The sequence below is a fragment of the Cupriavidus gilardii genome (assembly GCF_013347325.1).
Lineage (GTDB): Bacteria > Pseudomonadota > Gammaproteobacteria > Burkholderiales > Burkholderiaceae > Cupriavidus > Cupriavidus gilardii.
Genome location: NZ_CP054626.1, coordinates 1,584,784 through 1,596,864, shown reverse-complemented (window position 1 = coordinate 1,596,864; position 12,081 = coordinate 1,584,784). Strand labels below are relative to the sequence as shown.

Here is a 12,081-nt window from a genome sequence, read left to right as displayed (position 1 = left end):
ATGCGGCACTGCCTCGCCGTCCTGCCATTTCGGATTCGTGATGGCGTATTCAGAACCATGATTCGACATTGCCGCCGGGCTTGACCATGATGACTTTGCGTCGCCGCTGTAGCGCGCGTTGTTGGAGAACACGACAAGGGGGAGATCGGGCATGTCGAGCAATGCAGCACGAGCAGGGCGCCGTCGCGCCATTGCTACCATTTCCGCACTGGGGGCGGGCTGGGCCCTTGGTTTGGCCAATCCGCCGCGGGTCCGCGCCGAGACACCGGCCCGTTTTATCGTTCCATTTCCCGCCGGCGGCGCGGCCGACTCGATGGCGCGCGTGCTGGTGGACCGGCTGAAGGACCAGCTGAAACAGCCCGTCATCGTGGAGAACCGTCCCGGCGCCAGTACCCGTGTCGCGGCCGAATGGTTGAAGCAGGCGCCGCCCGATGGCAATACGGTGCTGATGACGCTGTTCGACACGATGGTTATCGCGCCGCTGGTCTACCGCAACCTGCGGTACGACCCCGACAAGGACTTCGCGCCGATCACCGAGGTGGCATCGCTCGACTATGGCATCGCGGTCAGCGGGAGTTCGCCTTACCGAACGCTGAACGACTACGTCAGGGCCACGCATGCGAATCCCGCCGCCGCCACGCTGGGCGTTTCGGGACTCGGATCGGTGTTGCACTTCCTGGCCTTCGATTTTGCCCGGCAAAGCCGGGTCGACATGTCGATCGTGCCGTTCCAGGGCGGGCCGGCGATGGTCACCAATCTGGTGGGCAATCAGATCGGCTCCGCGATCGACGGGCTCGGCGTCTTCGTCGAGCAGCACCGTGCCGGAAAGATCCGTGTGCTGGCCGTATCGGGCAAGCAGCGCAGCAGCCAGCTACCCGATGTTCCGACGTTTGGCGAACAGGGTTACCCGTCGCTGTTGGCCAGTTCCGGCTATGCGCTGTATGCGCCAGCCGGTACGCCGCCGGCGCAGATCGCGCGCTGGAACACGGCCATGCGTACCGTGCTCGCGCAGCCCGACGTGCAGGCACGCATTCGCGCGATCGGCTACGAGCCGCAGCCCGGTTCGACGCCGGCACAGGTGGTCGAACGCAGGAAGCGCCTGAGCGAACATTGGACGCCCATCGTCCGTACCTCCGGCTACAAGGGCGACTGAGGGGATCGAGTGCAATCGATGGTGGGTGGTGACGCCGTCCGCATGCAGGTCATCGGGCGGATGTCATCGACCCATCGCCGCCAGTCCCTGCTCGAGATCCGCAATCAGGTCGCGCGGATCCTCGAGGCCGATATGCAGCCGGACGATCGGCCCGCGCGCCGACCAGTCGTCGACGCTGCGGGCGCGCCGCAGGTCGGACAGCGTGGCCAGGCTCTCGTAGCCGCCCCAGGACGCGCCGATGCCGAACAGCGTCAGTGCGTCGATGAAACGCTCCGCCGCGGCCACGCCGTGCCCGCGCAGTTCGAAGGAAAGCAGGCCGTTGGTACCCGTGCAATCGCGTTGCCACAGCGCATGGCCTGGATCGCCGGGCAGTGCGGGGCAGAAGACCGTGGCGACCTCCGCGCGCTGCGTCAGCCAGTCGGCCACCGCTAGCGCATTGGCCTCGTGCATCGCCAGCCGCGGCGCCAGGCTGCGGATGCCGCGCAGCACCAGATAGGCGTCGTCGGGGCTGACCGCGATGCCGAAGCTGTCGGCCAGTGTGGACAGCGGCTGCCAGGCGTCCTTGGTAGTCGTCACCGTGCCCATCATCACGTCGGAATGGCCCGACAGGTATTTGGTCGCGGCCATGATGGAGACATCGGCGCCGAGCGCCAGCGGCCGGTATTGCAGGCCGGAGCCCCAGGTGTTGTCGGCCACCAGCAGCAGCCCGCGCCGGCGCGCCAGCGCCGACAGTTGGCGCAGGTCGCACATCTCGTAGACCAGCGAACCCGGACATTCGGCGTACAGCATCCGCGTGGCCGGTTCGATGCGCGCCTCGATATCGCTGCCGTCGGCGGCGTAGAAATCGACGCGGATGCCGTGGTCGCGCAGGAAGGTGTTGGCCAGATTGCGCACCGGTTCGTAGACGCAGTCGGCCATCAGCACATGATCGCCCGGGCGCAGATAGGCCAGCAGCGTCATGCCGATCGCGGCGAGCCCGGTCGGATACAGCCGCGTCCGGTAGCCCCCTTCAAGCGCGCAGACGGCATCCTCGAGCGCGAAGCTGGTCGGCGTGCCGCGCGCACCGTAGGTGAACAGGCGTTCCTCGCCGCGCCGGGCGCGCGCTTCGCGCTGCTGCGCGACGGTGTCGAACAGCACGGTACTGCTGCGCACCACCGGCGGATTGACCGGGCGGCCGCCTGGGTAGTCGAGCGCCTTGCCGGCGTGGATCAGCGTGGTCAGCGGCGAATGTCTGGTGGGATCGGGCATGGCGTCAGAGCGGCATCAAGGCGGCCATCACGGCGGAGCGTCGGCGCGGAATGGATGCGGAATGGTGTGAGACGGAAGCGGCGGAGGCGGGTGGCCCAGGCGCGGTGCCGGCCGCGAACGGACCCGGCACCGCGCAACGGCATCGGCATCGGCAATCAGTCGATCTTCGCGCCCGACAGCTTGACGATGCGCGACCACTTCGCGATATCGCTCTTGAGCTGCGCGGCAAAGGCGTCGGGCGTGCTGGCGACGACCTCGCTGCCGCCGTCGTGGATCAGCTTGACGACCTCGGGCGACTGCAGCACCTGCGCGATCGAGGCGCGCAGGTAGGCGACGCGCTCGGGCGAGGTGCCGGCCGGCGCGAAGATGCCGTACCAGTCCTCGAAGCTGGCGTTCTTGTAGCCGAGCTCGTCGAGCGTCGGCACCCTGGCGAACACGCCGAGGCGCTTCGGGCTCGTCACCGCCAGCACGCGCATCTTGCCGCTCTGCACGAAGCCCGCGACCGACGAGGTCGACGTGATCAGCGTCGCCACCTGGCCGCCGAGCAGATCGGTGATGGCCGGGCCGGCGCCCTTGTACGGCACATGCGTCAGCGCAATCTTGTGGTCCTTGTCGAGGACGACGCCGACCAGATGCGACAGCGTGCCGTTGCCCGGCGTCGCGTAGGTCAGCTTGCCCGGCTCGGCCCTGGCCTGCGTCACCAGGTCGGCGAAGGTCTTCAGCGGCGAATCGGCGGCGACGACGATGGCCAGCGGCGCGGCGTTCAGCTGCGTGATCGGCGTGAAGCTCTTGATCGGATCGAAGCCCGCCGACGAGTACAGCGTCGGATTGACGGCCATCAGCGAGACCTGCGAGGTCAGCAGCGTATAGCCGTCCGGCCTGGTCTCGGCGACCAGCTTCGCGCCGATATTGCCGCCCGCGCCGCCGCGGTTGTCGACCACCGCGGGCTGGCCCGTGACGGCCGCCAGCTTGTTGGTGACGATGCGCGTGATCGCGTCGTTGCCGCCGCCGGCGGGGAACGGCGACACGAAGCGGATCGGCTGGCTCGGATAGCCGCCGACCGGCGCCAGCGGCTGCGCGCTGGCACTGGCGATGGGAGCCGCGCTCAGTTGCACCGCGGTCAGCAGGCCAAGCATCGACAGGGATATGGTTCTTTTCATGGGGACTCCTCCAGGCGTGGTGGTACTACGGCAGGCGGTAGCTGCCCAGCTCCGCGTCATCGAGCTGGGAGATCAGATTGGTTTCCCACGCCAGGTACTGGCGGGCGGCGGCCTTGTTGCCGTCGTGGCGGTCGTGCACGAAGAACAGGTAGTCGATGCAGTCGGGGTCGGCGGGCTCGGTCGGCGAGGCGGCCAGCGGCAGGCCGGCGGCCTTCCACGCCGCCATGCCGCCGTCGAGCACGCGCGCCAGCGCGCGTTGCGGCGCGGGCAAGGACAGCGCGGCGGCCGCGGCGATGTCCGGCTGATCGGCGATCAGCACCAGCGGGCGCAGTTCGCCGGCCAAGTCGTGTGCCAGCCGGGGCCGGATCGACCACCGCGCACCGGGGACATGCGCCTTGCGGTAATCCATGCTGGCGCGCAGCTCGATCGCGACGACCTCGCCGCTGTCGAGCTCGCGCGCCAGACGTGCCGCATCGATGGCGGCCAGTGCCGGCAGTGCGGCCGCGGGAGCGGGCGAAAGCGCCAGGCCGCTGCGCAAGCCGTCCGCCAGCACATGAGCGTCGTGTCCCAGCTGCCGCAGCCAGCTCGCGACCACCGGCGCGCGCACCCCGTCGTCGTCGAACAGCACCAGCCGCGCGCCGCGCACGCCGACGTACTGATCGGTGGCCTGGATCAGCTGGCCGCCCGGCGTGTGCTGCGCGCCGGGCAGCGTGCCGCGCGCGAATTCTTCCGGCGTGCGGACGTCGCACAGGAACAGCGTGCGCGTGGTGTCGCGGGCCCAGCCCTGCACGGTCGCAACGTCGACGGTCGACACACCGTGGCGTTCGGCCAGCCGTGCCGCCGCCGCGCGCATCGGCTCGAGTTCGGCGGTGTTCGCCTCGGTCTTGTCGGGGTAGTGCCGATCGTTGCCATGCTCGAGCTGGTAATCGGCCAGATACCAGCCCTGCGTGCCGTTCTCCAGAGCGTAGACCGGATTGGGCACGCCCAGATTGATCAGCGTCTGCGCGCCGATGATGCTGCGCGTGCGTCCCGCGCAATTGATCACGATCGGCGTGTCGTCGTCCGGCACCAGGTCGCGCAGCCGGTAGGCCAGCTCGCCGTTGGGGCAGCAGATCGCGCCGGGGATATTCATCTTGCGGTATTCGGACAGCGGCCGGCCGTCGAGCACCACCAGCTTGTCGCCGCGCGCCTGCATCGCATGCAGCTGTTGGGCGCCGATGCGCGGCGTATGCAGCCTGTGTTCGACCAGCTCGCCGAACGTCTTCGATGGCACGTTGACGCCGGCGAACAGCGCATAGCCGGCCGCGGCCCAGGCCGCGGTGCCGCCGCGCAGCACGTGCACGTCGGTGTAGCCGGCGGCGCGCAGTGCGGCGGCCGCCGGCACGGCGACGCTTTCATCGTGGTCGTAGACCACCACGCGCACGGCGCGGCGCGGCACCAGGCGGCCGACCTCGAGCTCGAGGCGGCTGTAGGGCAGCGGCACCGCGAGGAACAGGTGCGATTCGCCGTACTGGCCGTGTTCGCGCACATCGAGCAGCGCTATCTCGGCGCCGTCATGCAGCCAGGCCTTCAGGGTCGGGGCGTCTACGTATTGGGTCATTGCGGGGTCATTGCGGGGCATTGCAGGTTCATGGGCCAGCGGTTGCGACACTGGTGGCCGGTGGAATTCGGGCAAAACGCTCCCCTGGCCGAGGACAGCCATAGGTGGCAAGGGGAGGGGAATCGTTCGGAGGCGGCGGTGGTCGCCGATGCGCTGGCGCGGATCGACGGGCCGCGCGGAAATCAGCGGCGCGTCTGCACGCCGACCGACATCACCTGGTAGCGGCCGGTCTCGAGGTCGAACGCGATGCGTTCCTTCAGCGTTTCCAGCGCGCGGCCATACATGTGCAGATGGCGGATGATCTGTTCGCCCTGGATCTCGACCGAGTGGATGTCGTCGGGCATCAGCGCGATGCCTTCGCCCGGGCCGACGCGCACGGTATCGGTCTGCTCGAGCTGCCCGATGCCCGGCTGCGAACCGTCGTCGACGCGGCGATAGACGTAGTTCTGTTCTTCGCCTTCGACCGCGGCGATGCAGGCCCAGGTCGTGTGGTTATGCGGCGGAATCCGCTTGCCCGGGCGCATCACGTTCAGATAGAGCGCATAGCGCTGGTCCGGGTCCTCGGTGATCAGATAGCGCGCCTGACGCTCGCCGGCCTCGGGCGGCGCGAAATCGGCCTCGCCCCACCATTCGCGGTGCGCCGCCAGGTCCTTGACCACGGTCAGCACCCGGTCCAGCGCCTCGCGCGTCAGCGCCTTGTTTTCAACAATATCCTTAATGCTTTGAATGGCGCCCTGGACGGCTGCGGTGCGGGATTCGGCGCGCGCGGGAGCGAGGCTCATCGAACAACTCCTGAAAGATGCGGAATAGGTGCGGGTCTGGTGCCACACTGTACTGAACGCGTCAGGGCCGAACAACTTAGAATATTGCGCAATCATATAAGCATCCCTTATATATCCTTCATGCGCCATCTCGACCTCGAACTGCTGCGGACGCTGGTCGCCATCGCCGAGCACACGACCTTTGCGGCCGCCGCCGACGCGACGCACAAGACCCAGTCCGCGGTGACCCAGCAGATGCAGCGGCTGGAGGAGCAGGTCGGGCTGCCGCTGTTCGACAAGCAGGGCCGCAGCAAGCGGCTGTCGCCGCATGGCCAGAAGCTGCTCGAATACGCCAAGCACATGCTGGCGATCAACGACGAGGCGCTGCGCGCGCTGCGCGAGGGCAATCTGGAAGGGGCGCTGCGCATCGGCGCGCCGCACGATATTGCCGACACGATGCTGCCGCCGCTGCTGGCGCATATCGCGCGCAGCTCGCCGAAGCTGCAGCTGGAAATTCATGTGGGACGCAGCCCCTTCCTGATGGAATCGCTGCGCCGGGGCGAGATCGATCTGACGCTGTCGACGCGCAGCGATCCGACGCTGGAAGGCGTGGTGTTGCGGACTTCACCGACGGTGTGGATCTGCGCGGCCGACTACGTGCATGACATTTCGCGGCCGGTGCCGCTGATCCTGGCCGACGAGCCCAGCCTGTTCCGCCGGCTCGCGCTGGAGGCGCTGGAACTGGCCCAGGTGCCGTGGCGGCCGGGCTATCTGGCGCCGAACCTGATCGGCATCAAGGCCGCGATCCGCGCCGGCCTGGGCGTGACCGCACGCAGCATCGAGCTGCTCGGACCCGACATGCGCGTGCTCGGCGAGAACGACGGCATGCCGCGCCTGCCGGACGTCGCGTACTACCTGTGGATGCGTCCCGACGTGATCAATCCGGCCACGCGGCAGGTCTACGAGATGCTCAAGTCCACGCTGGGCCTGAACGCGACCGCGGCTGGATCCTTGCCGGCCTGATTCCTTCACGCGTTTCCTTCGCACCCATCCACCTCACGCTTGCGCCAGGCCTTGGTGGCCCGCAGCAGCGGGCAACACAGCCGATACCGCTGGTTTCGGCCGGCCGCTTGCATGGCTGCCGGCCTTCGCATAGACTAACCAAAACGTTTTGGTTCGGCAGTTTTCTAACATTCAGCGGCGAAATACGCACAGACGGGCGCATAGACGCATGGACACGCCGGCGCGGCTCACCGACCGCGCCACCGACGCATTCACCAATAGACGCCGCTGTCATCCAAGGAGGAGACCCCATGTCCCAACCCGCAATCGCGGCCGTCGACGAGGTATTGCCATGGCGGCGGCTGTTCGCCTTCGGCATGCAGCATGTGCTGGTGATGGCCGCCTCGCCCATCGCCTCGGTATTCCTGATGAGCAAGGCGCTCAACTTCCCGCCCGCGCTGGCGATGCAGCTGCTCAGCGCGACCTTCGTGATCTGCGGCCTGGGCACCTTGCTGCAGTCGTTCGGGCCCAAGGGCATCGGCGCGCGGCTGCCGTTCATCATGCTGCCTGGCGGGGCGCCGATCGTGCTGTTCATCCTGATCGCGCAGCAGACCGATGTGCAGACCGCCGCCGGCGCGGTGATCCTGACAGGCGTGTTCTATTTCCTCGTGCTGCCGGTGTTTCGCCGCTGCCTGCGCTATTTCCCCGCGGCGGTGGTCGGCACCATGCTGTTGCTGGTGGCGATCAATCTCGCGCAGGTATCGGGCAAGCTGATCGCGGGGCAACCGGGCACGCCCGGCTTCGGCGCGCCGATCAACCTGCTGCTGGCATTCGCGACGATCGCCTTCACCGTGCTGTTCTCGCGCGTGCTGACCGGCATGCTGGGGCAGCTGGCGATCCTGCTGGGGCTGCTCGGCGGGGCGCTGGTGGCGGTGGGAATCGGCGCCTTCCACAGCGAGCATCTGTCGCTGTGGCCGGTGCTGGCGTTGCCCTCCGCATTGCCGTTCGGCATGCCGAAGTTCGACCTGATCGCCGCGATACCGCTGATGGTGTTCTCGATCGTGTCGATGGTGGAGGCCACCGGTCAGACCATCGCGATCGGCGATGCGGTCGGCAAGCCGATCGACGAACAGCGCGACGTGCCCCGCACGATTCGCGGCGATGCCTTGACCTCGCTGCTGGGCGGGCTGTTCGGCACCTCGCTGATCATCACCAGCGGCGAGAACATCGGCATCGTGCGGGCGACCGGCGTGCGCTCGCGCTTCGTCACCGCGGTTTCGGGCGGCATCCTGGTGGTATTCGGCCTGCTGGCGCCGGTGTCGTCGCTGATCGCCGCGATTCCGGAAGCGGTGGTCGGCGGCACCGGGCTGATCGTGTTCTGCATCGTCGGCACCATGGGCATCGACATGCTGCGCAAGGTCGATCTGCGCGACCACGCCAACATGTACATCGTCGCGGTGGCGCTCGCCGTCGGCCTGCTGCCGATCCTGGTGCCCGGCATCTATGCCAGCGTGCCGGCCAACATCCGCATCCTGGTGGGCAACGGCGTGGCGATGGGCGCGATTACCGCGGCGCTGATGAACTTCCTGTTCTTCCATACCGGGCTGCGCCGCGGTGTGGGGAAGGTGCCGGTCGCGCATTGAGTTCGCGTTTGATCGTCGCGCCGGTTTTTTTCCCTCTCCCGCTTGCGGCAGAGGTGGGGGAGAAGGAAAGGGCCTTCGTCATGGCTGCGGCTGGCTGAACAACCGCCGGTTTCCCTCTCCCCGATCCTTTCCCGCAAGCGGGAGAGGGTGCGATTCATCCAGGCGCATGCCGCTGCATGCATGCGCCGCAACCCGTAGAACGTATGTCGCTTTTTCCTTCCGCTTTGCCCGATCCCAATTCCAATCCCGAGCACGCCGCACTGCGTCCCGCGTCCTTCGACCGCCCGCAGGTCCTGCTGCCCGAATGGACGCTGCTGCGCGACGGCATCGTGCGCGACCACGCGATCGTGGTGCAGGACGGCCGCTTTGCCGCGGTCGGCCCGGGCGCGCAGATCGCCGCGCAATTTCCGCATCTGCCCACGCTGGCGCTGCCGCGCATGCTGCTGATGCCCGGGATGATCGACACCCATCATCATCTGACGCAATCGTTCGGCAAGTCGCTGGTATTCGGCGAGCCGTCGGAGATTTTCCGGCGCGTCTGGGTACCGCTGGAGGGCAGCCTGACCGAGACGCATCTGTACCTGTCGTCCAAGCTCGCCGCGCTCGAGGCGCTGCGCGGCGGCTTCACCACGGTCTGCGATGCCGGCACGCGTGCCGATGCGGGACTGGAGGCGATCGCGCAGGCGGTCGGGGAGGCCGGCGTGCGCTGCGTGCTGGGCCTGATCTGCAACGATCGTCCCGGCGGCCAGACTCTGGACGCCGCGCCGATCCTGCGCCGTGCCGAACGCCATCTGGCGATGTACGACGATCACCCGCTGGTGGTGCCGTCGCTGGCGATCTCGATTCCCGAGGTGGCCAGCGATGCGATGCTGCATGACGTCTATCGGCTGTGCGAGGAAGCGGGCCGCGTCTTCCAGACGCACGCCAACGAGCATCTGGTCGCCGTGGAGCGTTCGCTCAATGCACGCCGCCAGCGGCCGATCGAACATCTTGACGCGGTCGGCGCGCTTGGGCCGGCCGCGCTGCTGGCGCACGCGACGCTGGTGACGCCGCACGAAATCCGCCTGCTGGCCGAGCGGGGCGCGGCGGTCGCCTACAACCCCGTCGCCAGCGCCTGGAAGGGCAATGCGGTAGCGCCTGCTGAAACCATGGCGACCTTCGGCGTACGCCTGGGCCTGGGCACCGATGGCACCCGCAGCGACGGCTTCCGCCTGCTCGACCATGCCGAGGCCGCGCAGCGCTTTGCCTTCGGCATCGGCGTCGGCGATTCATCCTGCGGCGCAGGCTGGCGCTGGCTCGACATGGCGACGCACGATGGCGCCGATGCGGCGGGCCTGGGCAAGCTCACCGGCGAGATCGCGGCCGGCAAGCAGGCGGACTTCCTGCTGCTCGATTGCGATGTACCGGAGCTGACGCCGTCGTGGGACCTGAGCTGGGAGCTGGTGCGGCTGGCCAATCGAGACCAGATCCGCGGCGTCTTCGTCGACGGGCGGCTGCGCCTGTGGGACGGCTGGCCGCTGGACTGGGACGCGCGTGCGCTGATGGCGGAGATCCGCCAGATGGCCGAGCAGACCATCGCCAACGCGCCGATCACCAAGCTGCACGATCCGGCGGACGTCCATCGCGCCGCCTGCGCGGCTTCGCTGCGGACCGCAAAGGGCGGGGCGCAGGCATGATGCTCGATACGACGATGCTGAGCGTCTGGCTCGCCGTGTTCGCCGGCGCGCTGGTCCAGGGCACCACCGGCATGGGCTTCGCACTGATCGTGGTGCCGGTGCTGGCGCTGGCCGCGCCCGCGATGCTGCCCGGTTCGCTGCTGATCGCGATGCTGCCGCTGAACGCCTATGTCGCCTGGCGCGAGCGGCATGCGATCGATCTGCGCGGCGCAGGCTGGATCAGCGCCGGACGGCTGGCCGGCACCTTCGGCGGCCTGTGGGTGCTGGTGGCGGTGCCGATGGCCTGGCTCAATGCGCTGGTGGGCGGCAGCACGATCCTGGCGGCAGTGGTGTCGCTGCTTGCGCCGGCCTTCACGCCGGGCAGGGTGACGTTCGCCTCGACCGGGCTGATTACCGGCGTGACGGAGACCGCCACCGGCGTCGGCGGGCCGCCGCTGGCGCTGGCCTACCAGCACGCACCGGTGGCGACGCTGCGCGCGACCGTGGCGCTGTGCTTCCTGGTGGGCGAGGTCATCTCGCTGATCGTGCTGGCGGTGAGCGAGCGCCTCGGCGCGCCGCAGTGGCACTACGCACTGGGCATGCTGCCGGTGCTGGGCGCCGGCATGCTGGCCAGCCATCTGGTGCACCGGCGCATCAACCAGCGCATGCTGCGCCTCGGCGTGCTGGTGTTCGCGCTGGTATCGGGACTGGTGGTGCTGGTGCGCGGCTGACGCCGCCTAGGCTGCCGATGTCGCCGACGTCGCGGGGGGAGTGGATGTAGCGGACGCAGCCGACGACTCGCGCGGCACCAGCTCGGGCAGCGGCGCCGCGACGGAAGCGCGTTCGTGCCGGCCCGAGACATGTTCAAACAGCAGCTCGACGGCCTGCGACGCGACCCGTTCCAGATGCAGATTGACCGCCGTGATCGGCGGCTGATGGCTGCGCGCGCGAATGCCGTCGTAGCGGGTCACCACCATCAGGTCCTGGGGCACGCGCCTGCCGAGCGCTTGCGCATGCGCGATCGCGCCGACCGCGAACGCATCGACCGGCGCGCACAGCGCATCGATGTCCGGCTGCTCGCGCAGCAGCGCCGCGCAAGCGGCCGCGCCGCCCGCTTCGCCTTCGCTCTCCTGCGCGGTGACGATATGGCAGGGCAGCCCGGCCTCGGCGACGAAGGCGCGATAGGCGCGCTCGGTCTCGACATAGGATTGGCGGGGCGTGGCGCCGATCAGCAGGCCGATGCGGCGCCGGCCCTGCGCGTGCAGATGCTCGAGCAGCAGCCGCGCGGTGTATTCGGATTGCAGATCGACGAAGGGCACCGGATCGTCGGTGCCGGGCTCGCGGCCGATCGACACGATGCTGACGCCGCGCCGGCGCAGCAGCGCGATATGCGCGTCGTTGGCGACCGGCTCGATGACGATCGCGCCATCGATGTCCAGGCTGTCCAGCAGGCCGCCCGCACCCTCCAGCGGCGGCACCAGCACCACGCCAATGCCGCGGCCCAGCGCCGCTTCGGCGGCGATTGCCGCCACTTCCATCATGAAGCCCAGGCGCGAGGTGCCGCCTGCTACCGCGAACGGCATCGACGACACCAGCGCGATGCTGTTGGCGCGTCCCGAACGCAGCCGCTGCGCGCGGACACTGGGCCGATAGCCGAGTTGCTGGGCAATCTGCTTGACCCGCGCCCGCGTGGCCGGATCGACCACGCCGCGATCGTTCAGCGCATGCGATACCGTCGTCAACGAGACGCCGGCCTCCCGGGCCACGTCATGGATGGTGATGCGTCGGGGCGGGACGGATGCGCTCGGTCTCGGGTCTTTCATGCGGTGCGGTCAACGGAGCAAGGTGATGGGGCAGGG

At 68.7% G+C, this 12,081-nt stretch carries 10 protein-coding genes; 5 read left to right on the top strand and 5 right to left on the bottom strand.

All coding sequences use genetic code 11. From position 1 onward, the window contains the following. The first annotated feature begins 232 nt into the window (after nucleotides 1–232). Entirely contained in the window at nucleotides 233–1,153 is a 921-nt protein-coding gene (locus FOB47_RS17565) for a Bug family tripartite tricarboxylate transporter substrate binding protein (RefSeq protein WP_174781695.1), read from the top strand. Nucleotides 1,154–1,216: 63 nt separating this feature from the next. Here the strand turns inward: FOB47_RS17565 and metC are convergent, their stop codons facing one another. The 4 genes from metC to FOB47_RS17545 form a co-directional block, all read right to left on the bottom strand. Beyond that, entirely contained in the window at nucleotides 1,217–2,401 is a 1,185-nt protein-coding gene (gene metC / locus FOB47_RS17560; protein WP_174781694.1) for a cystathionine beta-lyase, read from the bottom strand. Nucleotides 2,402–2,556: 155 nt separating this feature from the next. Then, nucleotides 2,557–3,537: a Bug family tripartite tricarboxylate transporter substrate binding protein gene (locus FOB47_RS17555; RefSeq protein ID WP_174782486.1), complete on the bottom strand. Its 981-nt coding sequence runs from the start codon at nucleotides 3,535–3,537 to the stop codon at nucleotides 2,557–2,559. Nucleotides 3,538–3,586: 49 nt separating this feature from the next. Further along, the gene (locus tag FOB47_RS17550; RefSeq protein WP_053821859.1) at nucleotides 3,587–5,161 is read right to left on the bottom strand and encodes a rhodanese-like domain-containing protein; all 1,575 of its coding nucleotides are present in this window, start codon (nucleotides 5,159–5,161) and stop codon (nucleotides 3,587–3,589) included. Nucleotides 5,162–5,343: 182 nt separating this feature from the next. Continuing rightward, nucleotides 5,344–5,943, bottom strand: coding sequence for a cysteine dioxygenase family protein (locus FOB47_RS17545; protein ID WP_053821858.1), 600 nt, complete (start codon nucleotides 5,941–5,943; stop codon nucleotides 5,344–5,346). A gap of 120 nt (nucleotides 5,944–6,063) precedes the next feature. Between FOB47_RS17545 and FOB47_RS17540 the strand changes: the two genes are divergently transcribed. The 4 genes from FOB47_RS17540 to FOB47_RS17525 all read left to right on the top strand — a co-directional run bounded on the left by FOB47_RS17540 (nucleotide 6,064) and on the right by FOB47_RS17525 (nucleotide 10,953). Next, on the top strand, nucleotides 6,064–6,945 hold the full coding sequence (locus FOB47_RS17540; protein WP_053821857.1) for a LysR substrate-binding domain-containing protein: 882 nt from the start codon (nucleotides 6,064–6,066) through the stop codon (nucleotides 6,943–6,945). A 290-nt stretch (nucleotides 6,946–7,235) separates the two neighbouring features. Beyond that, nucleotides 7,236–8,567 (top strand): uracil-xanthine permease family protein, encoded by a 1,332-nt coding sequence (locus tag FOB47_RS17535; protein WP_053821856.1) that lies wholly within the window; start codon nucleotides 7,236–7,238, stop codon nucleotides 8,565–8,567. 203 nt (nucleotides 8,568–8,770) lie between these two features. Then, nucleotides 8,771–10,243, top strand: coding sequence for an amidohydrolase family protein (locus tag FOB47_RS17530; RefSeq protein ID WP_151022453.1), 1,473 nt, complete (start codon nucleotides 8,771–8,773; stop codon nucleotides 10,241–10,243). Continuing rightward, nucleotides 10,243–10,953 (top strand): sulfite exporter TauE/SafE family protein, encoded by a 711-nt coding sequence (locus FOB47_RS17525; protein ID WP_390884838.1) that lies wholly within the window; start codon nucleotides 10,243–10,245, stop codon nucleotides 10,951–10,953. Before FOB47_RS17530 ends, FOB47_RS17525 begins: the two co-directional genes overlap by 1 nt. Nucleotides 10,954–10,959: 6 nt before the next feature. On the opposite strand, the gene FOB47_RS17520 is transcribed toward FOB47_RS17525, so the two are convergent. Further along, the gene (locus FOB47_RS17520) at nucleotides 10,960–12,045 is read right to left on the bottom strand and encodes a LacI family DNA-binding transcriptional regulator (protein WP_174781693.1); all 1,086 of its coding nucleotides are present in this window, start codon (nucleotides 12,043–12,045) and stop codon (nucleotides 10,960–10,962) included. Nucleotides 12,046–12,081: the final 36 nt, after the last annotated feature.

Coding starts and splice junctions, on each gene's coding strand:
- FOB47_RS17545 (WP_053821858.1), bottom strand. CDS start 5,943: ATGAGCCTCGCTCCCGCGCGCGCCGAATCCCGCACCGCAGCCGTCCAG.
- metC (WP_174781694.1), bottom strand. CDS start 2,401: ATGCCCGATCCCACCAGACATTCGCCGCTGACCACGCTGATCCACGCC.
- FOB47_RS17530 (WP_151022453.1), top strand. CDS start 8,771: ATGTCGCTTTTTCCTTCCGCTTTGCCCGATCCCAATTCCAATCCCGAG.
- FOB47_RS17550 (WP_053821859.1), bottom strand. CDS start 5,161: ATGACCCAATACGTAGACGCCCCGACCCTGAAGGCCTGGCTGCATGAC.
- FOB47_RS17540 (WP_053821857.1), top strand. CDS start 6,064: ATGCGCCATCTCGACCTCGAACTGCTGCGGACGCTGGTCGCCATCGCC.
- FOB47_RS17535 (WP_053821856.1), top strand. CDS start 7,236: ATGTCCCAACCCGCAATCGCGGCCGTCGACGAGGTATTGCCATGGCGG.
- FOB47_RS17555 (WP_174782486.1), bottom strand. CDS start 3,537: ATGCTTGGCCTGCTGACCGCGGTGCAACTGAGCGCGGCTCCCATCGCC.
- FOB47_RS17525 (WP_390884838.1), top strand. CDS start 10,243: ATGCTCGATACGACGATGCTGAGCGTCTGGCTCGCCGTGTTCGCCGGC.
- FOB47_RS17520 (WP_174781693.1), bottom strand. CDS start 12,045: ATGAAAGACCCGAGACCGAGCGCATCCGTCCCGCCCCGACGCATCACC.